General features: G+C 52.3%; 16 protein-coding genes. 14 read left to right on the forward strand and 2 right to left on the reverse strand.

What is annotated here, in order from left to right; all coding sequences use genetic code 11:
* Positions 1-893, forward strand: an 893-nt coding sequence (locus P1P89_15185) for a 2-nitropropane dioxygenase (GenBank protein MDF1592858.1), incomplete at its 5' end; no start/stop codon positions are given.
* 290 nt (positions 894-1,183) lie between these two features.
* Here the strand turns inward: P1P89_15185 and P1P89_15190 are convergent.
* Positions 1,184-1,747, reverse strand: a complete 564-nt coding sequence (locus tag P1P89_15190; protein MDF1592859.1) for a hypothetical protein — start codon at positions 1,745-1,747, stop codon at positions 1,184-1,186.
* Positions 1,748-1,895: 148 nt separating this feature from the next.
* On the opposite strand from P1P89_15190, the gene P1P89_15195 reads away from it, so the two are divergent.
* The 10 genes from P1P89_15195 to P1P89_15240 all read left to right on the forward strand — a co-directional run bounded on the left by P1P89_15195 (position 1,896) and on the right by P1P89_15240 (position 22,805).
* Positions 1,896-8,348 (forward strand): SDR family oxidoreductase, encoded by a 6,453-nt coding sequence (locus P1P89_15195; protein MDF1592860.1) that lies wholly within the window; start codon positions 1,896-1,898, stop codon positions 8,346-8,348.
* 261 nt (positions 8,349-8,609) lie between these two features.
* Positions 8,610-9,383 (forward strand): sigma factor regulator FecR, encoded by a 774-nt coding sequence (locus P1P89_15200; GenBank protein ID MDF1592861.1) that lies wholly within the window; start codon positions 8,610-8,612, stop codon positions 9,381-9,383.
* 47 nt (positions 9,384-9,430) lie between these two features.
* Positions 9,431-11,854, forward strand: coding sequence for an aldehyde ferredoxin oxidoreductase family protein (locus P1P89_15205; protein ID MDF1592862.1), 2,424 nt, complete (start codon positions 9,431-9,433; stop codon positions 11,852-11,854).
* 18 nt (positions 11,855-11,872) lie between these two features.
* Positions 11,873-13,057, forward strand: a complete 1,185-nt coding sequence (locus tag P1P89_15210; GenBank protein MDF1592863.1) for an iron-containing alcohol dehydrogenase — start codon at positions 11,873-11,875, stop codon at positions 13,055-13,057.
* Positions 13,054-16,302, forward strand: a complete 3,249-nt coding sequence (gene recC / locus P1P89_15215) for an exodeoxyribonuclease V subunit gamma (protein ID MDF1592864.1) — start codon at positions 13,054-13,056, stop codon at positions 16,300-16,302. Before P1P89_15210 ends, recC begins: the two co-directional genes overlap by 4 nt.
* A 264-nt stretch (positions 16,303-16,566) precedes the next feature.
* Positions 16,567-17,832 (forward strand): transglutaminase domain-containing protein, encoded by a 1,266-nt coding sequence (locus tag P1P89_15220; protein ID MDF1592865.1) that lies wholly within the window; start codon positions 16,567-16,569, stop codon positions 17,830-17,832.
* A gap of 720 nt (positions 17,833-18,552) precedes the next feature.
* A complete protein-coding gene (locus P1P89_15225) occupies positions 18,553-18,744 on the forward strand; it encodes a hypothetical protein (GenBank protein MDF1592866.1) in 192 nt (63 codons plus the stop codon).
* 18 nt (positions 18,745-18,762) lie between these two features.
* Positions 18,763-20,262 (forward strand): sodium:solute symporter family protein, encoded by a 1,500-nt coding sequence (locus P1P89_15230; GenBank protein MDF1592867.1) that lies wholly within the window; start codon positions 18,763-18,765, stop codon positions 20,260-20,262.
* Positions 20,263-20,295: 33 nt separating this feature from the next.
* Positions 20,296-22,347: a PAS domain S-box protein gene (locus P1P89_15235; protein MDF1592868.1), complete on the forward strand. Its 2,052-nt coding sequence runs from the start codon at positions 20,296-20,298 to the stop codon at positions 22,345-22,347.
* Positions 22,344-22,805, forward strand: a complete 462-nt coding sequence (locus P1P89_15240) for a hypothetical protein (protein ID MDF1592869.1) — start codon at positions 22,344-22,346, stop codon at positions 22,803-22,805. Before P1P89_15235 ends, P1P89_15240 begins: the two co-directional genes overlap by 4 nt.
* 68 nt (positions 22,806-22,873) lie before the next feature.
* Here P1P89_15240 and P1P89_15245 read toward each other — a convergent pair whose 3' ends face one another.
* Complete coding sequence (locus P1P89_15245) at positions 22,874-23,230, reverse strand: hypothetical protein (protein ID MDF1592870.1); 357 nt, start codon at positions 23,228-23,230, stop codon at positions 22,874-22,876.
* A gap of 284 nt (positions 23,231-23,514) precedes the next feature.
* On the opposite strand from P1P89_15245, the gene P1P89_15250 reads away from it, so the two are divergent.
* From P1P89_15250 to P1P89_15260, 3 genes are read left to right on the forward strand one after another with little or no spacing between them, the layout of a single operon-like run.
* Positions 23,515-23,706, forward strand: coding sequence for a helix-turn-helix domain-containing protein (locus P1P89_15250; GenBank protein MDF1592871.1), 192 nt, complete (start codon positions 23,515-23,517; stop codon positions 23,704-23,706).
* On the forward strand, positions 23,703-24,005 hold the full coding sequence (locus tag P1P89_15255) for a nucleotidyltransferase family protein (protein ID MDF1592872.1): 303 nt from the start codon (positions 23,703-23,705) through the stop codon (positions 24,003-24,005). The genes P1P89_15250 and P1P89_15255 overlap by 4 nt, the downstream gene beginning before the upstream one ends.
* Positions 23,998-24,360, forward strand: coding sequence for a DUF86 domain-containing protein (locus tag P1P89_15260; protein MDF1592873.1), 363 nt, complete (start codon positions 23,998-24,000; stop codon positions 24,358-24,360). The genes P1P89_15255 and P1P89_15260 overlap by 8 nt, the downstream gene beginning before the upstream one ends.
* The last annotated feature ends 596 nt before the right edge of the window (positions 24,361-24,956 follow it).

Consider the following 24,956-nt stretch of genomic DNA (forward strand, 5'->3'; position numbering starts at 1 on the left):
CCCATATCCCGCTGGCCCAGGACTTGACGGCGGAGGCCGACTCCGGCGGTCATACCGACAACCGGCCGGCACTGGCGCTTTTGCCGACCATGCTGGCCCTGCGGGATGAACTGTCGGTCAGGCAGCGCTATCCGGAACCGGTCTGCGTGGGCCTGGGCGGCGGCATTGCCACGCCGGATGCCACGGCGGCTGCTTTCAGCATGGGGGCCGCTTATGTCCTGACCGGCTCCATCAACCAGGCCTGCATTGAATCCGGCACGTCCGAAACCGTTCGACAGATGCTGGCGGAAGCCGGACAGGCGGATGTGGTCATGGCGCCGGCAGCCGACATGTTTGAAATGGGTGTCAAGGTGCAGGTGTTGAAAAGGGGAACGATGTTTCCCTTCCGGGCAGCCAAACTTTATGATCTTTATCAAACCTATGAAAGCCTTGAAGCGATTCCGCCCAAAGAACGGGGGATGCTCGAGCGCGATTATTTTCGATGCAACTTCGGCGATGAGTGGAAACAGACCAAAGAATTCTTCAAAGCGCGCGACCCCAGGCAAATCGATCAGGCTGAAAAGGATCCCAAACACAAGATGGCCCTGGTGTTTCGCTCATACCTGGGACGGTCTTCCTCCTGGGCCAACAGTGGAGATCCCACCCGCAGGATCGACTATCAGATCTGGTGCGGTCCGTCCATGGGCGCATTTAACGAGTGGACCCGGGGCACGTTTCTGGCCAAACCGGAAAATCGCACCACCGTGACGGTTGCCATGAACCTCCTATTCGGGGCAGCCGTCAAGACCCGCTGCAACTGGCTGCGCTGTCAGGGAGTGGCATTGCCGCCTGAAGCGGAACGCTTTGCACCCATGGAACTTCCAGAGATTAAAGACCTGTTGGCCGCAAGCTGAAGGCCGAAGGTTGTTAGGCTGAAGACTGAAGGTGAAAATGTTTCCACAATTTTTTGTCATTCCGGGTTTGACCCGGAATCCAATATATTTTCATGTTCACATGCTCCTGGATGCCGGATCAAGTCCGGCATGACATGAAAAAATCTATTTTTTTCAATTTAAACCCAGCCCCTGCGCAGGAATGACAAAACATAATGAAAGTTTGTCTTCTTAATTGAAGATTTAACAACCTGTTTGTATAGTTGTTATATTTGTCTAACAACCAATCGGTTTCATGCCGTTTGGTTGTTTTATTCGAGATTTAAAGCGGTTAAAAAGCGGGTGTGGACGGCTGAGATGTTCAGCAGTTTTGCATGATGCCACATATGGAGCGGCGGAACTGTTTGATTTTCCGGGAGGGAGGTTTCGGACCGGAATTCCCGGCTGACTGAAAAACCCTTGTATTCGGTCTGTTCCACGGATATTACCCCCCGGATGAGATAGTGAAATCCGCAAAAGCCGTTGACCGGTTCTATGACCTGTTGAATAAATATCTGATAGGCCTGGATCTGGGGCCGGATGTCCGGGCTTGAAACGGATTGAATGGGATCAAAGAAAAAGCCCTGCCAGACCAGCCATTCGTGCAAGTCCGTTAAAATTTGTTTAGACTCCGGTACGGTATATTTTAAATCGGCGATCAGGTGGCCGCCCAGGTAGACCGTAAAGGCGTCCGCCGGATTATATTGACGGGCATAACCGGACTGCAACCCGCCCAGGGGGTCCGGAGGGAGCAGATCCCGCGACCAGCGCTTCCATTTGGCCAGATTAATTCCCAGCTTTTCAGATAGTTCCCGGTTCGTATAAAATCTAAGCATGGGCTGATCCTGGTTGGCAGGTTGATATGTCACTATATCAACCTAAAAAATTGTCGTCAACACCTTGCAAATATTATTTTTATGGTTTATAGAAACAAATCTAAAACTGTTTGAGAACGGATGAAAATCCTTTACCGTCATAAAGCCTATGCCGTTTCAGAAAAATCCAAATATCGACCCGGTCGAAAGCGCCATTGCCATCATCGGCATGTCCTGTTTTTTTCCGAAGTCTTCCGACCTGAAGGAATACTGGAAACTTCTATTCCAGGGTGAAGATGCCATCAGCGTCGTTCCGGACACGCACTGGTCGATTAGCGACTATTTTGACGCGGACCCCAAAAAACCCGATCATGTTTACTGTAAGCGCGGCGGCTTTCTTCCCCCGGTACTATTTGACCCGATGGAATTCGGAATTCCGCCGGCGGCGCTGGAAGCCACCGACACGTCCCAGCTGCTGGCCCTGGTGGCGGCCAAACGGGCGCTGGCGGATGCCGGTTATGGCGACGGACGGTTCTTCGATCGCGAGCGCACCAGCGTCGTTTTAGGGGTGACCGGAACACAGGAACTGGTGATTCCGCTGAGCACCCGGCTGGGGCATCCGATATGGCGCAGGGCCATGACCGCCGCAGGCCTGACCGCCGACAAAACAGATGAAATCATCCAGAAGATATCCGACTCCTATGTGTCCTGGCAGGAAAATTCATTTCCAGGTCTGCTGGGAAATGTGGTTGCCGGCAGAATATCCAACCGTCTGGATCTGGGGGGAACCAACTGCGTGGTGGACGCCGCCTGCGCCAGCTCCATGGGTGCGATTCATATGGCTGTGATGGAACTGATGTCCGGCCGCATCGATATGGTGATTACCGGCGGGGTGGACACCCTCAACGACATTTTCATGCACATGTGCTTTTCCAAAACCCAGGTTCTTTCCGCCACAGGAGACGCCCGACCCTTTTCCAAAAATGCCGACGGAACGGTCCTGGGGGAAGGCATCGGCATGTTGATTTTAAAACGGCTGCCGGATGCTGAAAAAGACGGCGATCGAATATACGCCGTTATCCGGGGCATCGGATCGTCCAGCGACGGCAAATCCCAGAGCATTTATGCCCCCCGGGCGGACGGCCAGGCCAAGGCCCTGCGAAGCGCCTACCGCATCGCCGGGATTGAACCCACTTCGGTTGAACTGGTGGAAGCCCACGGCACCGGAACCAAGGTCGGGGACCGCGTTGAATTCCAGGCGTTAAGCCAGGTGTTTGCAAATACCGACAAAAGCGGCACGCGCCGCGCCCTGGGTTCCGTAAAATCCATGATCGGCCATACCAAGGCTGCCGCCGGTGCAGCAGGGATGATCAAGATCGCCCTTTCGTTGTACAATAAAGTGTTGCCGCCCACCCTAAAAGTGGAAGCGCCCGATCCCAGCCTGAATTTAGCGCAAAGTCCGTTTTATTTAAACACCCTCAGCCGGCCGTGGCTTTCCCATGGATCCCATCCCCGCCGTGCCGGTGTCAGCGCCTTTGGATTCGGCGGAAGCAATTTTCATGCAGTCCTGGAAGAATACCAGCCGCTAAAACCGGAAGTTTCCTGGGATGGTTCCATCGACATTTTTAGCCTGTCGGCGCCGACGAAATCGGAAATTGTTGAAAAACTATGCGCCTTGAAAACCGGAATTGATGCGGGACTTACGGACAACGAATTGGCCGTCGCTGCTGCCGCAAGCCGGAACGCGTTCTCCGCCCAAGCGCCCCATCGCCTGCTGGTTGTCTTTGACCGCAGAGAGGAAAGACCGGAAGGCCTGTCCAAACGCTTTGCCCGCACGATTGAAATGCTGTCCGACCCCAAGGTTCCGGATCGTAATCCGCCGCTGTTGAATCTGCCGGATGTATACTATGGCGCTCCCGGAGAAAAAGAGGGGACGGCCGTGGGAAAAATCGCCTTTGTTTTTCCAGGCCAGGGAAGCCAGTATGTGGGGATGGGGCGCGATCTGGCCTGTCTTTTTCCGGAAGCAGCCGGCGTTCTGGAAACAGCCAATCGGAAATTTACCGGTCCCGCACGTCTGAGCGATGTCATTTTTCCGCCGCCGGCATTTACGGATGCGGAACGAGAGGCGCAGGAAGCGTTGCTGCGCCGAACGGATATTGCCCAGCCGGCCATCGGCGCCGTCAATCTGGCGATGTTGAATATCATCAGGCGCTTCGGTCTGGAACCGGACGCCACCTGCGGCCACAGCTTCGGAGAATTGACCGCCCTGTGCGCGGCCGGCTGGATCGATCCGGAAACGCTGTTTAGTATGGCCATTGCCCGGGGCAAATTCATGGCTGAGGCAGCCGCCGGCAGCCATTCCACCCGTCAAGCGGGCGCCATGCTGGCGGTGAGCGCACCGCTGAAGGAAATTGAAAAGCTGGTTGACGGGCTCTCTTCGGTTGTTTTGGCAAACCGCAACAGCCAGTCCCAGGGGGTCTTGTCCGGACCGGTTGATGCCATTGACGCTGCTGAAAAAAAGTGCATCGGATTGGGTTTTAAAACCCGCAGGCTGCCGGTGTCTGCGGCCTTTCACAGTCCGCTCGTTCAGGGTGCCCAAGAACCTTTTCGGCAGGCTTTAGCCCCGCTGAATATTACGCCCACCCGGACGCCGGTTTATTCCAACAGCAGCGCCGAACCCTTTCACCCGGATGCTGAAGCGGTGAAAGAACAGATTGCCGCACAGATTGCCCTTCCGGTGGATTTTGTCACTGAAATTGAAAATTTATATCAGGCGGGAATCCGCACCTTTGTTGAAATCGGACCCAAATCCGTTTTGACCGGTCTGATCCGGTCGATATTGAGAGATCATGATATTCATGCGCTGTCCCTGGACGCATCCGCCGGAAAACAGTCCGGACTGGCGGATCTTGCCCGAACCCTTTGCCGGCTTGGGGCAATCGGACATCCGGTCAGCTTAAATCTGTGGGAAAAACCGGCTGCCGAGACCCCCAGGCCGCGCATGCCGGTTTCGGTTCTGGGGGCTAATTTTAAGCCTCAAAAACAAGAAAAACCCTTGACGGCACTGAACCGTGAACGATTCCCTCAGCAGCATCATATAACCAAACGTCCGGAAAAAAATAGTGTGGAAAAACCCATGAGCGTAGAACAGAAACCCATGGATGAGGAAAAACAGAAAGATCCGGTTTTTCTCAGCAGCACCTTTACCGTCCTACAGGAAGGTCTCAAATCGATCCAGGCCCTGCAGGCCAGAACCGCCGAAGCCCACCAGAAATTTCTGGAAACCCAGGCTGAAGCCGGCCGGGTCCTGCAGCAAATGATGGACAGCACCCGGCGTCTGACGGAAGCGGCCTTGGGAATTCCGGCCGGGGCGGATGCGCGGCCGCCGCGGACCCGGGATGAAAATTCAGGCCGAGATAACAGGGCCGTGCTGACAGGGGCTTCTATAAAAGCGGAACCGCTTTATCGGGCGCCGGCGATCCCGGCCCAAAACGTGCACGAACCTGCAAAAGATCGAAACGCTGATAAAGAACAATCCCAGGAAAAACAGAAGATTCAGGAGACCCTGCTAACGGTGGTGAGTGAACTGACCGGCTACCCCGTTGAGATGCTGGGGCTCGAGATGGACATCGAAGCGGATTTGGGGATCGATTCCATCAAGCGGGTGGAAATACTATCCACCCTGGAGGAGCGGCTGCCGGCTCTGCCGCCGGTTTCACCCGAACTGATGGGCCGGCTCAAGACCCTGTCCCAGATCATTGCGCACGTTCATGCGGAAGAGACCCAGGCGATTTCCGAACTGCCGGCGCATCCGCCTCAGCAGGCCGCTGACCGGCATCAGGGAGAAGACCCGAGTGACGGGCCCCACAAAGACCAGGCTGAAATCAGGGAGGTTCTGCTGGCGGTGGTGAGTGAATTGACCGGCTACCCCGTTGAGATGCTGGGGCTCGAGATGGACATCGAAGCGGATTTGGGGATCGATTCCATCAAGCGGGTGGAAATACTATCCACCCTGGAAGAGCGGCTGCCGGGTCTGCCGCCGGTTTCACCCGAACTGATGGGCCGGCTCAAGACCCTGTCCCAGATCGTTGCGCATTTCAACAATGAAGTCAAAACGCCGGAATCGGCGGCCGCCGCTTTGCAGGCAGAACTTTCTCCATCCGACGGGGTGGCATCGGCACCGCATGATTTCCCGGTAATTGATGCCTCCGGGGTCCAAAAGCAGGTTGTCAAAGTGGTTGAATCAACCCTTGTCGCCCATAAAAAGATGACCCTTGCGCCGGACCGCTGCGTATATATAACAGAGGATTCAGCCGGTCTTGCAGCCGCGATCCATCAAAATCTTGAAAACCGGGATATTCCGGCGGTCCTGATGCCGTTGGGCCAGCTTCCAAAACGCGCGGTTCTGGCAAAAGCCGCCGGTCTGATCATCGTTGCCAGTCCTGAAACAGATATGACGTCGCAGGAAATTACGGATGCATTTTTCCTTGCCCAAGCCATGGCCCCGGATCTGATGGAATCCGCCCGAAACGGCGGCGCTTTTTTTGCTTCCATCACCCGTCTGGACGGCGCTTTTGGGTTTAACGCAGCAGGGGTGACAACCCCTTTGCAGGGAAGCCTGGCCGGTCTTGTCAAGACAGCCGCCATGGAATGGGCGGGTGTTCTTTGCCGCGCTCTGGATATTGATCCCCAGTGGCATCGCAATGAGGACATTGCCGCTGCTGTTGCAGCAGAGCTGCTGGCGGCCGATGCGTCCGATACGGTTGAAGTCGGTCTTGGCCCGCTTCAGCGCTGCCGGCTGCAGCTTTCCCCGGAGTCCTATTCCGAAAAGTCGAAACGGGCCATCGATCTGGCTCCCGGCGATGTTGTGGTGATCAGCGGCGGCGCCCGGGGAATTACGGCAGCTGCAGCAGAAGCATTGGCCCATCAGGTTAAACCGACCCTAGTGCTCCTTGGCAGAACCGCTTTTCCGGTCCCGGAACCGGAATGGCTGCTGACGGAATCCAGTGAAAACGCCATTAAAAAAGCCATCATCCGGCATGAGTTCAACGGCCGCATTCCGTCTCCCGTCCAGGTGGAAGCGGTATTTCAAAAACATATGACCAATCGGGAAATCGCCGGCACCCTCGCCAGATTAAAATCCAGCGGCGCTTCGGTCCATTATTATGCCGTCGATATCCGGTACCGGGAAAAACTGCTGAAGCTGTTTGATGACATTCGTTCTTCCTGGGGCCCGATCCAGGCGGTTGTACACGGGGCCGGTGTTCTGGAGGACCGTTTGATCATTGATAAAACCCGCCGGCAGTTCAGCAAGGTATTCAGCACCAAGGTACAGGGGCTGCAGAACATTCTTGAAGCCGTCAAGGGAGAACCGCTGAAATACCTGGTTCTGTTTTCTTCGGTTGCCGCCCGGATGGGAAATAAGGGACAAGCCGACTATGCCATGGCCAACGAAGCCCTGAATAAAATTGCCCGGCAGCAATCCAAGGCCTGCCCGGACTGCCGGGTTGTCTCCATCAACTGGGGACCCTGGGACGGCGGCATGGTTTCAGCGTCGCTGAAGCGTGAGTTCAAGCGTAAAAACATCCGGTTGATCCCGCCTGAATCCGGCGTTCAATGCCTGCTTCATGAAATGGCTGCTGGAGCGGATTCTGCGGTCGAGGTGGTAATCGGCGCGGAACTGAACCCGCCGGCGCATTTGCACCAACCCGCAGATGCCGACATCCAATCGAAAATTCCCTATTTAACACCTCTGTCTGAAGGTTTGGCGTTGACCCTGAAACGTGAAGTCGACGTGGAGAACCTGCCGATTCTGACGTCCCATGTTCTGGACGGCAAACCCGTGGTTCCATTTGCCCTCATGGCGGAATGGTTCGGCCAGGGGGCGCTTCATGAAAATCCGGGACTGTCGCTGCTGGGGATCGATGACATGCGACTGATGAAGGGCATTCGGCTGGACCAGCAAAAACGGCTGATCCGCCTGTTTGCCGGTAAAGCCCGCAAAGACAATTCGGTTTATGAGGTTGATGTGGAGCTTCGGGACGGGGTTAAGGATGGCGTCGATGTGATCCACTCCAGGGCAACGGCGGTCCTGGCGGAGTCTTTTTCCGCACCGCCCTTGTACACGGTTCCCGCTCCACTGTCGGCCAAAAATTATGTCAGAACCCGGGAAGAAGTTTATGAAAAAATTCTTTTCCACGGGGATGATCTGCATGGCATCAGGGAAATCGTAAGCTGCGCATCCCAGGGGATGCTGGCCCGGATTTCAACAGCCCCGCCGCCGGAGAAATGGATGAAGGAACCGTTCCGCAGCCGCTGGATCGCGGACCCGCTGGTTATGGACTGCGCTTTTCAGATGGCGATTGTCTGGTGCTTTGAGGAAAAGGGATTTGCTTCCCTTCCCAGTTATTACGCCCGCTATCGCCAGTACCGCAAATCCTTTCCCGTGGAAGATGTTACGGCCGTTCTTGAAGTGTCCGAGGCGTCGACGCACAAAATGAAAGGCAACTTTACGTTTCTGGATGCGGAAGGGGTGGTGATTGCGCAACTGCACGGCTATGAAGCCGTGATGGATGGTTCGCTGTTCAAGACGTTTAAGCCGCAGCTGGCGGCCAATGCCTGACTTTAGGCATATAGGCTGAAGACTGAAGGCAAATGAGGGATCAGGGGCCAGGGATCAGGTCTGTTGGTCACCGATCCCCGACCCCTGATCCCTCATTTCGGCTATCCTTATGAGAAAATCCTGTATTTGGAAAATGCTGTCGATAACGAAGCTCCCTCCAGGATACCGGCCCTACATAGATATTGCAAAATCCGTCCGATTCATATAAGTCTAAAAAAACTCAGATCACACCTCGTTTTGAACCCCCCGGAGGATGATGTTTTGAATGATAAAATCGCTCAGATCGCCCGAAGGATTTTAGCCGCCGGCCGCAATATTGTATTTACCGGCGCCGGCATATCCACCGAGAGCGGCATTTCCGATTACCGCAGCAAGGGGGGTATCTGGGATAAATTCCGGCCGGTTTATTTTGATGAATTCATGTCCTCCAAAGCGTCCCGGATCGAATACTGGCGGCGCAATTACGAGCTTTATCCCGATCTCGTCCGGGCCAGACCCAACCCCGGCCATGATGCCATTTTCAGGCTTTTTCAGATGGGCTTGGTTAGAACCGTGATTACCCAAAACATTGACGGACTCCACCAGGAATCAGGCTTGCCGAACGACGCGGTCATCGAACTGCACGGCAATGCCCGTCGGGTCCGCTGTATGCACTGCGGAAAATTGTCCTCACTTGAAGCGGCCCAGGCGCGGGTTGCAGCCGGCGATACGGCGCCGGAATGCGAATGCAGCGGATATTTGAAACCGGATACGATTTCTTTTGGCCAGGCCATGCCCATCGAGGCTGTCCAAAAAGCCGCCAGCTTGTCCCGGAATTGTGATTTTTTCATGGTGGTGGGATCGACCCTGCTGGTGCAGCCGGCGGCCCTGATGCCGCAATATGCCAAAGACAGCAATGCATTTCTGGCCATTGTCAATCTGTCGGAGACCCCCTATGATGCAGTCTGCGACGTTCTGATTAAAGCGAAAGCCGGTGCAGTCCTCACCGAAGTTGTAAATTCGATCAAAAAGCTGCAGGCGGGTAATGAACCCTAACGTTGGGGTAAATATAAAGCGGACAACCGCACAGGAGCTGAATGCACATGAAGGAGATCAGCGGTACCAGTAACCGGGTCCTGGATATAGACCTTACCGGCAAAACGGCAAACACGTTCCTGATCACCGAAACCGATCGCAGGATGTTTCTGGGCGGAAAGGGGCTGGGATTAAAATACCTTTATGAACGGCTCGAGCCGGGAATTGATCCCCTGGGCGAAGAAAACATCCTGGCGTTTATGATGGGCGTTCTGATGGGTACCGGCGCCCCTTGCAGCGGAAGATTCGCAGCCCTGACAAAATCCCCCCTGACCGGCATTCTGCTGTCTTCATCCTGCGGCGGGCCCTTCGGCATGGCCCTGAAGACTGCCGGCTATGACGGACTGTTAATCTCCGGAAAATCGGGTGAACCGGTTTATATCCATATTGATTCGGATGGGGCTGAATTCAGAGATGCATCCGCTTTGTGGGGCAAAGACACCCAGGAAGTCCAAAACGACTTCCATTTAACAAAGCATGACGGCGCCCTTGCCATCGGTCCGGCCGGCGAAAACCGGGTTCTGTTTGCGAACATTGCCACCGGACACCGCTTTCTGGGACGCGGCGGCATGGGAGCGGTAATGGGATCAAAGAATATTAAAGCCGTCGTTGCCCGGGGCAACAGCTTTAAAATCGTTCCCAAGGATCCTGAAACATTCAGGCGCGTATCCCAAAAAGCCACCCGCTTTATCAACGCCAACTCCTTTACGGGTGATTCGTATCGCAAATACGGCACCAGCGCCAATGTCAACTACAGCAACAAGGGCGGAATCCTGCCCATCGACAATTTCAGGCGCGGGCGGAGCGATCTGGCCGGTGAGGTGACCGGGGAGCGCATGCGGCAAAAATACAACACCCGGCCCAGCACCTGCAAGCCCTGCACGATTCTGTGCGGCCACAAGGGGACCTATGCCGACGGCAGCGTCCATCAGATTCCGGAATATGAAACCGTCGGCCTAATGGGAACCAACCTGGGAATTTATGACACGGACCGCATTACGGAATGGAACGATATCTGCGGCCGGATGGGAATGGATACCATATCCGCCGGCGGGACCCTGGCCTATGTGATGGAGGCCGGCGAAAAAGGGCTGCTGCCGACGGAGCTGAAATTCGGATCGCCGGAAGGGATCGGGCCGATGCTGGAAGATATCGCCCATCGGCGGGGCCTGGGGAATGAGCTGGCCAACGGATCCCGCTGGTTGGCCCGGAAATACGGCGGCGAGGAATTTGCCATCCAGGTAAAGGGGCTGGAAATGGCGGCCTATGACCCGCGGGGGTCATGGGGCCAGGGTCTGGCCTATGCCGTGGCCAACCGGGGCGGCTGCCACCTGTCGGCCACCATTTTTCCGCTGGAGGTGGTTTTCGGTTTTCTGAATCCCTTCACCACCCGCGCCAAGGCCCGCTTTGTGATATTTTTTGAAAGCCTTTACGCTGCGGTCAATTCTTTGCACACCTGCCTGTTTACCGCATTCGCCTATGTGCTGGAGCCGCCCCTGGTAAAATTTACACCCAAACCGCTGCTGGGGTTTTTAATGCAGTATCTGCCCATTGTGGCGATCAAACTGATGGATTTCAGGATTTTCAGCAAACTGTATGCCGCTGTGACGGGTATCAGCCTGTCCCAATGGGAGCTGCTGAAAATCGGCGATCGAATTCATGTGCTGGAGCGGTGGATGAACACCCGGGAGGGGATCTCGCGCAAAGACGATACCCTGCCGCTGAGGTTTCTCAGGGAAGGCAGGGACTGCGACCCGGCCGGCCGAACGGTTCCCATCGAAAAAATGGTCAGCACCTATTACCGGCTCAGGGGGTACGATGACAACGGCATTCCCACGCCGGATAAATTAAAAAAGCTGGGAATTTCATCCCTCCCGTCCCGTTCGGGCCCAGAAGGCGACGCCGCGTCTAAAAGGCCGTCATTGCGGCGCAAGTGGATAAAAAATGGCATCGTCAAACTGGTTCTCTTTATCCTGGGCCGGGCACTGCAGTCGGCATCAAAACGTGACGATTCCATTAAAGCGGAAATCGCAAAATGGCCGGACGGCTTTTCAGCCATGTTCAAAGTGCTGCCGCGGGGACCGCAGATGTCGTTCATGAAAACAAAAGAAGGACATCTGGCGTACAAGGGAACAACCTTGAACGAAGATGCGGTGGATATGATTATTTTCTTTAAGAACCTGGAATGCGCTTTTCTGGTCTTTACCGCCCGGATGGGAACGGTCCAGGCGTTTGTGGAACATCGTATGAGCCTGAAGGGAGACATCGCCAAGGCCATGGCCCTGACGCGCTGTCTGAATATCGTACAGACGTATCTCTATCCGGCCCTGATCGCCAAAACGCTGATCAAGCGGGTTCCCAGAATCCCGCTAATGCAAAAACTGTGGTACCGATTTTTTATCTATGTGGTTGGGATACCGTTTGGAATTTAAACATCAAGGGAGGTGTACATGATGCCGTCCTATTACGAATTTTACAGTCCGGTTAAAATTGTTTCCGGCCTGAAAGCACTGGAGAATTTGCCCTATGAACTGGAACACCTGGGAGCGGTACGTCCCCTGATCGTATCGGATAGAGGTGTCTCACAAGCCGGTCTGACTAAATTTGTCTTTGATGCGTTCAGTGAATCGGCGGTTTCCATCGGCGCCGTATTTGACGAGGTGCCGCCGGATTCCTCGCTGAAGGTGGTTACGGAAGCTGCAGCGGCTTTTCGCGCCAACAGGTGTGATTCAATCGTGGCAGTAGGCGGTGGCTCGGTCATCGATACGGCCAAGGGGGCCAATATTGTCATTACGGAACAATCAGATGATCTTGCCAAATTTGCCGGCGCTGAACTCTTGAAAAAGCCGATGAAACCGCTGGTGGTGGTGCCGACAACTGCCGGAACCGGATCGGAAGCAACGCTGGTGACCGTAATAAAGGATGCCGCCAGAAACGTAAAAATGGCATTCACTTCCTATCATCTGATGCCCAATGTGGCGATTCTGGATCCGCGCATGACCCTGACCCTGCCGCCCCGAATCACTGCGGCCACCGCCATGGACGCCCTGACCCATGCCGTTGAGGCCTATGTCTGCCTACAAAAAAATCCTGTCAGCGATGCGTTTGCACTGTCTGCCATCGAGCTGATTCGCGACAACCTGGTAAAAGTCGTCAAGGACGGAAAAAATGTGGGGGGACGTCTGGCCCTTGCCAACGCCGCCTGTCTGGCGGGGATCGCATTTTCAAACTCCATGGTGGGCATGATCCACGCTCTGGGACACGCCTGCGGCGGGGTTGCCGGCATTCCCCATGGTGTTGCCATGAGCATCTTTCTGCCCCACGGGCTGGAGTACAACCTGCATAAATCCGGCGACCATATTGCCCGGCTGCTGCTGCCGCTGGCCGGACGCCAGATTTATGCACAAACCCCGCCGGAGGGGATGCCCATCAAAACCATTGCAGCGATTCGCCAACTGCAGGAAGAATTGCACCAACTGGCGGGACTGCCTCGAACATTGAAGGAAGCCGGGGTCGCATCCGATATGCTGGCACAGATTGCTGAAACAGCCATTGGAGACGGGTCCGTGGTGTTCAACCCGGAAGAAATGGACCGGGACGATGCCTTGAAGGTGCTGCAGAAAGCCTACCAATGAACGGGTTTTATGTGTTTACCAGCAATCGTCTGGAGATCTTGGCCGAGCACCTGGCCCGGGTTGTCAGGGAACCGCTATCCGATCTGTTTTCCCCTGAGATCATCGTTGTGCAGAGCAGCGGCATACAGCGGTGGGTTTCCATGGCGCTTGCCCGGCACAACGGCATTTGCGCCAACACTTATTTCCCGTTTCCCAATCGTTTTCTGAACGACCTCTTTTCCAGGATGGATCCCGATTTGCCGGAAAAGTCCTTATTTGATCCCGGCGTTATGACCCTTCGCATCATGCAGCTACTGCCGGAATGTTTGGAGAATCCTGAATTTCAAAACTTACAGGCCTACCTGGCCGGTGATAAAAAAAAACTAAAACTGTATCAACTGGCACAGAAAATAGCCGACACATTTGATCAGTATCTGGTATTTCGTCCGGACATGATGTTCAGCTGGGAAGCGGGCAGGGCGGACCACTGGCAGGCGGTATTGTGGCGAAAGCTATCCATTGGTACGGAAGCCCGGCACCGGGCATCCTTGAGGGACGACCTGATGAATTGGATCCGAACACAACCGTCCGGCACCCGGGTGTTACCGGAACGCGTATCCATTTTCGGCATATCTTACCTCCCGCCCTTTCATCTGGAGGCACTGGAGGAAATATCCAAACAAATCCCCATATATTTCTATCTGATGAATCCCTGCAAGGAATACTGGGCCGATATTGTCTCCCAAAAAGAGAAGGTCCGATATCAGCGAAAAATGGCCGTCACCCGAGCCGGTGAAGAGCATGCAAACCTGCACCTGGAGAGTGGAAACCGGCTGCTGGCGTCATTGGGGGCACTGGGCCGGGATTTTTTCAGACGCATCAGCGCCACGGATTTCAATATGGATGATCGCTTCAGGGATCCCGGCCGCAACAGCCTGCTGACCGCTGTTCAGGCGGATCTTCTCGACTTGACAGAACCCGCAGCAATGGACAATTCAAGCACCGGTAATTCTGACGCTGATCGTTCGGTGCAGATACACGCCTGTCACAGCCCGATGCGCGAAGTTGAAGTTCTGTATGATCATCTCCTCGATATATTGGCGTCAGACCCGGGGTTGATGCCAAAGGACATCGTCGTCATGACGCCCGATATTGAGACGTATAGACCCTATATTCAGGCTGTTTTTGATATTCAGGATGATATCGGCGTGCGAATTCCTTTCACCATTGCGGACAGAAGCCTGAAAAGAGAAAGCCGGGCCATTGAAGCGTTTCTGTCGATTATGGATTTAAAGGACAGCCGTTTCGGCGCTGCCCGGATAGTGTCCTTGTTGGAATATGAAGTTGTCAGGGAAAAATTCGGACTTTCAGAGGCCGATCTGGAAACCGTTGTCCACTGGATTGTCGAGACCCATATCCGCTGGGGGCAGGATGCCGCCAGTCGCAGCGGATTCGGTTCCGCGGGCTTTTCGGAAAATTCCTGGCGCCAGGGTATCGACCGGCTTTTGCTGGGCTACAGCATGCCCGGTTATGAAAAAAACATGTTTCACGGCATCCTGCCCTATGACCCCATTGAAGGCGCAAACAGTCTGATACTGGGGAAATTTTTGGAATTTATCGAACAGTTGTTTCAACATGTCAATATGCTGGATAAATATAATAAATTAGATGGTTGGAGTTTATTATATAATGCAATGCTTGAAAAATTTATCCATCCATCAGAAACGGCTGAACGCGACATACAGATTCTCAGGAAAATATTTGGTGAACTGGCGGAAACCGAGGCGCTTTCCGGATACCATGACGCGGTTTCATTTGAGGTCGTTCGGGCGATAATCGAGGAGCGGCTCGATAAAGAAAATTACGGGCATGGATTTATTTCAGGCGGCCTGACCTTTTGCGCCATGCTTCCCATGCGGAGCATACCGTTTAAGGTCGTGTGCCTGATGGGCATGAACAGCGACAGCTTCCCCCGTGAAACCCGTCCCCTTGGTTTCGACCTGATGGCAAAAAATCCCAGACCCGGCGATCGATCCCGGCGCAACGACGATAAGTACCTGTTTCTGGAAGCGCTGGTTTCCGCCCGTGAAAAACTTTACATCAGCTATATCGGCCAGAGCCTCCAGGACAATTCAGAGATCCCGCCTTCGGTTCTTGTGAGCGAACTGATTGATTATATGGAAAGCGGATATAATATTTCTAAAGACCGGATCGTCACCCGTCACCCCCTCCAGGCATTTTCACCGGTTTACTTTGGCGATAGCGACACGTTTTTCAGTTATTCCAGGGAAAACCTGCTTGGGGCGGCGCGTCTGGTTGAAAATGCCGAAGAGAAGCAAAACCCCCCGGCCTTCATTTCAGACACCCTCCCCATCCCACTGGCAGAGATGGATAAATGGAAACAGATCGATCTGAAGGACCTATGTGCATTTTGGGCCAATCCGACCAAATTTCTGCTTCAACGCAGACTCGATATTTATCTTGGGGAGGAAAAACTGCTGCCGGAGGAGCGTGAAAATTTTAATGTCGATCCCCTGGAAAGATATTTACTCGGTCAGCAGATGGTCGAACAAAAAATATCCGGCGGGAACGCGGTCGACCTGCTTTCTTTTTTCAAGGCCCAGGGACGGCTGCCGGTGGGCGCTGTGGGCCGGGTTGTCTTTCAGACGATGGAGAGCGATGCGGATGTGTATGTAAATAAGAGCAGACCCTTCATGGCCCAACAACCCCTTGCGTCCGTGGATATCAATTTTGATCTGGGCGGATTTCGTCTTTTCGCCCGCCTGGAAGGGATTTATCCTTCCGTCGGTCTGGTTCATTTTCATTTTGCGAATCTACAGGTAAAATACCTGCTGACCACATGGACACACCATCTGTTTCACAACTTATACGATAAGGCCCCTCTTTGCGGTCAAAGTTTTTTGGTCTGCAAAGATGCTGTCTGGGAGTTTTTACCGGTTTTAGACGCCAAACAGATTCTTCTAAATCTAATCAACTTCTATTGGGAAGGCCTATCCAAGCCGTTTCATTTTTTTCCGGAAGCCTCCTTTGAGTACGCCCGGCGATTGTTGCAGAAAAACAAAAATCAGACGGCGGCTTTATCCGCTGCCCAACAAAAATGGGCGGGCAGCGATTTCCACCGGGGCGAAAGTCAGGACCCCTACCTGAGCCTGGTTTACAGTCGCTCCGATCCTTTTGACGAACAGTTCCATGGGGCGTCCGTATCGGTGTTTAACCCGGTTTTTCATTACGGACGGGAGTTATAACTGACGCATTCCAAAGAATTGAACAACATGATTCGGTCAACCCCATTTAAACCCCTCCTGTTGCTGCTCTTCCTCCTGATGCTGTCTCCGGGCTGCGCCGGAAGGTAATTCCAGGATGCCGGCCCCCCTCCGCCTGCAGCCTCTTCATACACGCTATCGCAGTGGCCTTACAGCGAGTACTGGACGGGAATTGTTTTCAACGGTGCGAAAATCGGTTTTTCTTTTTTTGCGATCTCGCAATCGGAAAACACCGTATCGGACTTTGTGATCGCGTCTGAAGCGGTTTTTCGCATCCGCTTTTTAATGGTGGACAAAAAAATAAATCTCACATCCCATGACCGGGTTGGGGGCGACCTGACGCTCAAGCGGTTCGTCTATGATTATGTTCTGGATGAAAGCACCCTGAAATTAAACGGTCAGCTTGTCGACGACCGACTGGAGGTGGAAGTGATTTCTCGGGGCCAGACCCTTCGGGAGTCGTTTAGACTGGACCAGAAGCTCTATCCCACCAGTGCCGTGGGATTGTACCCGGTCTTGCACGGCCTTGCGGTGGGCCGGACATACACCTATAACGTCTATGACGGTCAGACCCAGACCATCGCCCCGGTTCATCAGGAAGTGCTGGCATATGAAACGAGCGATCTTTTTGAAGGTGCGGCTTTTAAAGTGCGCACACGGCTCCACGATCAGGAAGTTATCAGCTGGATCGACAATCTGAGTCGGCCGGTACTGGAAATGTCCCAGGGCGGTGTCATCATCTCTTATCTTGAAAATAAACGGACTGCCCAAAAATATCTGACCCAGGCTGCCTTTAACAAAGACGAAAATCTGCTGAATTTCAGCCTGATAAAAGCCGATCTCGGGAGTTATGCACCGGAACAGATCATTTCCCTGGATGTCGTGATATCCGTTCCGGACAAAACCTTCATCCTGCCGAACGACGAGCGCCAGCAATGCGTTTTACGTGAAAATAGTCAGCATTGCCGGATTCGCTCTGCAACTTCGGCAAATGATTCCCAGGAAAAAAAGACGGAAGACCACGAACGATTTTTAGTTCCTTCCATCGCAATTCCCAGCAGCCACGCGCACATCCGCAATACAGCCGCAGAAATTGCGTCAACAGCCCGCACCCCTTTTGAACAGGTCCGGCTGCTGATTGATTGGATTGATCAGAACATTCAACAGGAAGCAGTGGACGTGTTTTCCGCTCTGGATGTTCTGGAAGGCAGAAAAGCGGAGTGCCAGGGCCATGCCTATCTGTATACTGCGTTTGCAAGATCTCTTGGCATTCCCTCACGGGTTGTCAATGGAATTGTATATTCAAAATTTTATAAGGGATTTTTATATCACACCTGGTCCGAGAGCCATCTGGGGGGGCAGTGGGTTGCAATAGACCCCACTTTTGCTCAGCTCCCGGCCGATGCCACGCACATCAAGTTCATGGAAGGGGAAACATTATCGGACCTGCTGCCGCTGGTCCATCTGATCGGCAAAGTTCAATTGCGGATCGTCGCTTTAAATAATTTATAAAAGCACTGCTAAACCCCTGTCCCGAACTTGATTTTTTATAAAAACAAGATAAAATAATCATAGATTTCCATTGGCGTGGAAAACGATTTTGTATTTGCGCCCTTAAAATCTTTTTTCAAAAAGGAGGTTTACAATGCCCAGATACGAATTTATATGTGAGCCATGCAATAAATCTTTTAATCTGGATATGAAAATTTCTGATTACGAAAAGAAAAAATTCAAATGCCCCAAATGCAAGGGTCTAAAAGTTAAACAGCAGGTCACATCGTTTCAAACGGTTACTTCCAAAAAAAGCTAGCAGACCCGATTGAATCGCAACAGCGGGCGCATTCCCCGTCCCGCCTGAGCGGGACGGCAGGGTTCTTTATAACCCCCCCGGTCTCCTGACCATCCAGCTGAAAACCACGCCTCCTTTTTTTGCTTAATTTCGGTGCCGGCCCTGGAAAATACAGAGGCTATTCCTTCAGGACGGGAGCATCTTTTTTTTCATCATACCACCAAACAAGCGACTGAAGTCTTTAAAATAATTGACACTGGGGCTGCTTTTGAATTAATATATACAAGTTTTTTGGAAAGATCGGCAGGCGCCAGCGGTTTGAACCGCAACAGCGAGGGGATTTCCCGTAACACGACACGGGTGTGCGGGGTTCTTCAATAACGGCAGCTTGTCTGGTCAGTGAATGAACCGAAACCGATAGACGCACTTTATTAGGGAATCCGATGAGAAAATCTTTTTGGTGCTGGGCCGGGTGGTTCCTGTTTCTTTTAATACTGGATTTTTCGCTTCCGTTTGCATTTTTGAAGAATATCCCCACCGTCATGGGAAGTTTTCTGTTCTGGTTGGTGTGGATCGCCGTGGCCATCATCAGCATGTTTATCATGTTTTTACAGTGGCAAGACAATGAATCTTGAAAGGGCAGTATTTACGCAATGAATAATGATACGTTAACCTCCTGGGTGGCGCTCCTGTGTTATGTGCTGATCGGTATTGCGGTGGCGGTCTTTGCCAGAAAACCGATGGGCGCAGGCATGAACGAATTTTTCCTGGCCAACCGGCAGCTTGGCGGCTTTATTGCGGCTTTGACCTATGCGGCCACGACTTACAGTGCCTTTATGATGGTGGGCCTGGCCGGTTTGACGTATAAATTGGGGGTAGGGGCCCTGGGCTTTGAGCTCACTTACCTTTGCGGTCTTGTATTGGTGGTATTTTTCGGTCCGCGCTTTTGGCTGGTGGGTCGAAAGTTTGATTACCTTACCCATGCACAACTCCTGGCCGACCGCTACGATAACCGGGCGGTGGGCATCATCGCAACGCTTTTATGCCTGATATTTTTAATACCCTATGCCGCGATTCAACTGATGGGTATCGGTTATCTGCTGGAAGGCGTTACCAGGGGTTCGATCCCGATCACGGTTGCCATGGCGATTGCAACATTCCTGGCCATCATCTGGTCCAACATTGCCGGTCTTCGTTCGGTGGCATGGACCGACGCCCTCCAGGCCGTCATTATGCTGGTGACATCCGTTGTCACCCTCTGTTTTGTCGTCTATAAAGGCTTCGGTGGGTTCGGCGGGTTCTTCATTCGGATGAATCAGGATATTCCCCAATTGCTGGCCGGACCGGGATTGTTCCAGTTCCAGGTTTTTCTGGGGCTGTCTCTGCCCTGGATGTTTTTTTCACTTTCGAATCCCCAGGTAACCCAACGGCTTTTTGTTCCGAAATCCGTTGCCGCCTTTAAACAGATGATCGCCGGGTTTCTGATATTCGGATTAATTTATACGGTCGTTTCGGTCTTGTGGGGTTTCAGCGCCCGGCTGCTGATGCCGGGCTTATCTTCGCCGGATCTGGCAACCCCGGCGCTTTTGGGGCTGTCCATTATTCCCCGGCTGCTGGTGCTGATCGTGATGGTGGGAATTTTATCCGCCGCCATTTCAACCATTGATTCCATCCTCCTCAGCCTGGCCTCCATGTGCACCCGGGATCTGCTGAAGAACGGCTTTAAGGCGGATCTGTCTGAAAAATCGGAGTTAAGAGCCGGAAAATACATCATTCCGGTTCTGGCCGCCATATTTTTTGTTTTCGCTTATTGGGCCCAGGGCAAAAAAGGCCTGGCTTTCATGATCGCACCGCTTTCTGCAGCAGCCTCAGCCGGATTGCTGATGGCGGTTCCAGCCATTGTTGGGGCCTTTTTCTGGCGCAGAGCCACTGCAGCCGGGGCCTTAAGCAGCATGATTATGGGAGCCGTTCTGGTTCTGTTTCTGCAATTTACGGGTTCTAAACCGTTGGGGATCTGGCCCGGGGTGTGGGGATTTATGGTTTGTACCGTATTGTTTGTGGGGGTCAGCCTCATGACCCGCGCGCCAGAGGAAAAAGCACAAATTTTTATGGATTATTTGGATGAAACCCTTCCCCGGCACCGATTTCTATAAATCTGAATAGGCTCAAGGTGGATAGGCTGTAGAATGAACGCGACACATGTAAAAAAAGAAAATCAGGGCGCCAAGACTTCTCTTCGCGGCCGTCTCACCCAGCTTGAGAAGTTATGTGAGCACCAGAAGCAAACCATTGCCGAACTGCTGGAAAGCAAAAAAAGACACCGGGCTGTTCTGGACAACATCGAAGAAGGATATTTCGAAGTCGACCTTGCCGGCAATATGCTTTTCTTTAACGATTCCCTGTGTAGAATAACCGGATATACACGGGAGACCCTGATGGGGGTAAACAACCGCGAGTACACCACTCCCGAAACTTCAGAACGGATGTATAAGGTTTTTAACAGCATTTATCGCACCGGCAATCCCGTCGACATTACGGACTATGAGATCATCAAAAGGGATGGAACCCGGTGTTTCCTGGAGCTGTCAACCTCCCTTATCCTGAACACGGCGATGCAGCCGATCGGTTTCAGGGGTGTCGCCAGGGATGTCAGCGAAAGGAAACAGGCGATAGAGACGCTGCGCAAGAGCGAGGAAAAATTTAAAAAACTCTATGACGAATCGAAACGGTCGGAAGAATTATACCGTTCGTTGCTACAGTCATCCGCCGATGCCATAGTCATCTGCGGCCTCGATGCGAAGACAATTTACATCAGCCCGGCTTTTACCCGGATTTTCGGCTGGAAGTTAAACGAACTCGTCGGGAAGCCGTTACCGTTCATTTCGGCCACCGATGTTGACGTTACCCATGCGGCCATCCAGCAGATTATTGAGACCGGGAAGAGTGTCCAAAACCTGGCAACACGGACGACCACAAAGCATCAATGCTTTGTCGACATCAATATCAGCGGCTCCCGTTATAACGATCATGAGAGCCGACCGGCTGGAATACTCCTTATCATTCGGGACACATCCGCCCAAAAAAAACTGGAAGACCAGTTGTTGCATTCCCAGAAGATGGAGGCCATCGGCACACTGGCCGGCGGGATCGCACATGATTTTAACAATCTTCTGATGGGCATTCAAGGACGTACTTCCTTGATTCTGATGAACGGCGATACGTCTCCCCGGGCATATGAGCACCTGAAAGGGATCGAGGATTACGTAAAAAATGCGGCTGATCTGACCCGACAGATTTTGGGGTTTGCCCGGGGAGGCAAATACGAGGTCAAAACGATAAATTTAAATGAATTGATTTCAAAAAGTGCCAACATGTTCGGACGTACCAAAAAAGAGATCAACATTGAAACAAAATTTCAAGCGGATGTCTGGACGGTGGAAGTGGATCCGGGTCAAATCGAACAGGCCCTGTTGAATATGTATGTCAATGCCTGGCAGGCAATGCCCGGCGGCGGGACCTTGAGTCTTGAAACCAAAAACCTGACATTGGACGACGCTTTCACCGCACCCTATCAGGTGAAATCCGGAGAATACGTCATGGTCAGCGTAACGGATACCGGTGAGGGCATTGATAAAAACATTCAAAAGCGCATATTCGACCCCTTCTTTACCACCAAAGAAGTGGGGCGGGGAACCGGCCTTGGGCTTTCCTCCACCTATGGAATCATCCAAAACCACAACGGCATTATTGAAGTGAACAGCATCAAGGGTGAAGGGACCACTTTCAACATTTATCTGCCGGCATCCGATAGCAGCATCGTCAGAGAAAACCAAACGATGGGGTCCATTTTAATGGGAAACGAAACGATCCTTCTCGTTGACGATGAAGAAATGATTGTGGAAATCGGCGAAGAGATCCTCGAAAAGCTGGGCTACACGGTACTATCGGCGCGCAGCGGACAGGAGTCCATAGAAATATACCAGAAAAACAAAGAAGCAATCAACCTGATCATCCTGGATATGATCATGCCCGGCATGAGCGGTAAAGAAACCTATGAAGCTCTCAAGGGCTTGAATTCCGGAGTAAAAATATTGCTTTCGAGCGGATACAGCATGAAGGATCAGACCACCCGAATCCTGGAAAACGGCTGCGATGGTTTTATTCAAAAACCATTCAGCATTAAAGATCTGTCGCGCAAATTGCGGGAAATTTTGGATCAGAAAGGGGAATGTGAATGAGCGAAGTTCGACTGGATGACGGCACCATAAAGGTTGACGGGGAGTGGATGACAGCCGCGGATTTAACCGGCCGTATACAAGAAAAAATGCAGGCCGGTGATATGAAATTCACAAAACTTGCGTCTGCGCTGGAGGAACTGAATACCGCCCTGGAAAATTCACACCCCCTGAAAATCCGGCTGGTTATAACCCAGGATGATTATAAAAAGTTGAAAGCGTTCGGCGGGACGGACGACCGGGAAAGCGTTCGCAAATCCGTCATGGCATTTATAGGTGCTGGGGCGAACACCGCTCCGGCAGCCTCTCAACCGAAAAAGGTTGCCATTAAATGCCCCCAATGCATGTCGCCGATAGAGATTACGTCGGATGAAAGGCCGTTAATTGTTGAATGTAAAAGTTGCGGCACCAGCGGTCGGTTGACAGCTCAGAACAGATGGTCCAAGCTCGACCCGCAATAAGTTTACCCGACAGCGTGAAAACATAACGTGAAACCTTTCTGTTAAATCCCGGACAGTCACTCTGCCGCTTATTTCAGCAGCTTTTTGGCTATGGGTTCAAGCCACACGTCCCGGCCGAATGTTTCAGCCAGCTTCTGCGACAGCAACTCCATTGCCGTCGCATCCTTTGTTTCAACAACAAGGTCGGTTTCGTCCAGTGTCATCAGTTTTCCGTATTGCTGAATCACATCACCGGCCTGATGAACGTCAACGGTGAACCAGCCCTTCATCTGGTGCAATAATTCTTCCCCGCGCATCGGACGTTCGATTTCCAGGTCAACGCGGCGATGTTTTGCCATCCACCCCAAAACAGCCGGCTTTTTAATCACCGGTCGAACCGGGTCGTGCACGGCAGCACATTTGAACCATAAAAGCGCTCTTTCCATTTAACCTCCTTTTATTGAGTTGCCCGGCAAAGCTAATAAACCGCACTTATTCTTGTCAAGTTAAAATCATGCGGTCATCATTTCTTAGTCGGTTAAATTAGGTTAAAAGTATATAATACTGGTATAGACTGTTTGACAATGGATATTCATATGGGGTATTTTATCACTGTTCATATTGTTTGTATAAAAGAAAGATTTAAGTCAGGCCTGAGAAAGCGGTTTCGTCTAATCAAAATTAATAGAAGCGAACTATCAATGAAGTCAAAATCATGTGGGGAAAAATAATGGAAGACCGATGGCTTTCCGTGGATGAGATTGCGGATCATCTCGGCATCAAGCGGGATACGGTTTACAAGTGGATCAGCGAACGGCAGATGCCGGGTCACAAGATCGGTCGGCTCTGGAAGTTCAACAAGAAAGAAGTGGACGAATGGGTGAAGTCGGGCGGAGCCGGCGAAAAGGAGCAAGCTGGATGAATAATAACCAAAAAGATAAGATCGAGATTCTACGAATCATCGGGGGGATGCGTACTGAACTCGCCGAGCGGTTCACTGTGAAACGTATCGGTGTTTTCGGATCGTTTGCCAGAGGCGATGAAAGACTTGAAAGCGATGTGGATATTGTTGTGGAGTTGGCGGACCCGACGTTTGATCATTACATGGATCTTAAGTTTCATTTAGAAGAGGTTTTAAGGCGTCCGGTGGATTTGGTGATGGCCGATACGGTCAAGCCTCGCCTTAAGCCGATCATCGAACGGGAGATCGTCTATGCATAGGGACGCACGTCTTTATCTGGACGATATCCTGGAAGCCATCGGCAAAATACGTGATTACACCGCCGGAATGGGATATGCCGCCTTTACGGCTGATGCCAAAACCCAGGATGCAGTAATCCGAAACCTCGAAATCATCGGTGAGGCAGCCGGCCGTCTGCAGGTAAAAGCTAAAGCTGTTGCGCCGGATATCGAATGGCGGAAAATCGTTGGATTGCGGAACATCCTGGCCCATGAATATTTTGGCGTGAGTCTTCCCGTGGTTTGGGATGTTGTAGAAAACAAACTGGGGCCGCTTGAAACTGCCTGTCGAAAGCAGCTTGAAGACGAGTCGCTTAATCGGGATGAACATATATAATGACCAGCAAAATATCCGACGACAATATGAGTCTCTTCAAGAACAACGTCCCCATCATTTGATCACGTTTAACAATATGATCATGATCGCTTTAACATAATCATACATGTCTGTTTGATCATGTTGTCGCTAATGCCTGCTCCTTTTCGCCCGCGTTTGGGGTGAAGACAAAAATATCACAGTAGACGCATGAACCAACCTATTCAGACAGTTGTAGGTATTTGCTACGTCTCGATTTAATTGACTCTGCAAGTCTCACAATAACCGACAAAGAGAAAGGCCGCCGGAAGCGAGGTTTACGACCGGCGGTGTAAGCAGATTTGGTTACGGGCTGATTCTGTCTTTAAGTATTTCCACGGCATCTAAGAAGCCGCATTTTCCTACCGTCATGACCAAGTCAATAGGGTTGAAGTTTTTTTGGCAATCAAAGCACCTTGCCAGGTTGGTTCTATGATTGGTAGCCGTATGAAAGTTGTAGCACAAAGGGCATCGGAACCTGAGTATGTTGCGATCATTTTTCACCTCAAGCTTCAACAAATCGGCAATGACCGCATCAATGGGGATTTGGTTTCGAAGCCTGCGAAGAAGATTTGCGG

Source organism: Desulfobacterales bacterium, from assembly GCA_029211065.1.
GTDB lineage: Bacteria > Desulfobacterota > Desulfobacteria > Desulfobacterales > JARGFK01 > JARGFK01.

Coding starts and splice junctions, on each gene's coding strand:
- P1P89_15190 (MDF1592859.1), bottom strand. CDS start 1,747: ATGCTTAGATTTTATACGAACCGGGAACTATCTGAAAAGCTGGGAATT.
- P1P89_15195 (MDF1592860.1), top strand. CDS start 1,896: ATGCCGTTTCAGAAAAATCCAAATATCGACCCGGTCGAAAGCGCCATT.
- P1P89_15205 (MDF1592862.1), top strand. CDS start 9,431: ATGAAGGAGATCAGCGGTACCAGTAACCGGGTCCTGGATATAGACCTT.
- P1P89_15210 (MDF1592863.1), top strand. CDS start 11,873: ATGATGCCGTCCTATTACGAATTTTACAGTCCGGTTAAAATTGTTTCC.
- recC (MDF1592864.1), top strand. CDS start 13,054: ATGAACGGGTTTTATGTGTTTACCAGCAATCGTCTGGAGATCTTGGCC.
- P1P89_15225 (MDF1592866.1), top strand. CDS start 18,553: ATGAGAAAATCTTTTTGGTGCTGGGCCGGGTGGTTCCTGTTTCTTTTA.
- P1P89_15230 (MDF1592867.1), top strand. CDS start 18,763: ATGAATAATGATACGTTAACCTCCTGGGTGGCGCTCCTGTGTTATGTG.
- P1P89_15235 (MDF1592868.1), top strand. CDS start 20,296: ATGAACGCGACACATGTAAAAAAAGAAAATCAGGGCGCCAAGACTTCT.
- P1P89_15240 (MDF1592869.1), top strand. CDS start 22,344: ATGAGCGAAGTTCGACTGGATGACGGCACCATAAAGGTTGACGGGGAG.
- P1P89_15245 (MDF1592870.1), bottom strand. CDS start 23,230: ATGGAAAGAGCGCTTTTATGGTTCAAATGTGCTGCCGTGCACGACCCG.
- P1P89_15250 (MDF1592871.1), top strand. CDS start 23,515: ATGGAAGACCGATGGCTTTCCGTGGATGAGATTGCGGATCATCTCGGC.
- P1P89_15255 (MDF1592872.1), top strand. CDS start 23,703: ATGAATAATAACCAAAAAGATAAGATCGAGATTCTACGAATCATCGGG.
- P1P89_15260 (MDF1592873.1), top strand. CDS start 23,998: ATGCATAGGGACGCACGTCTTTATCTGGACGATATCCTGGAAGCCATC.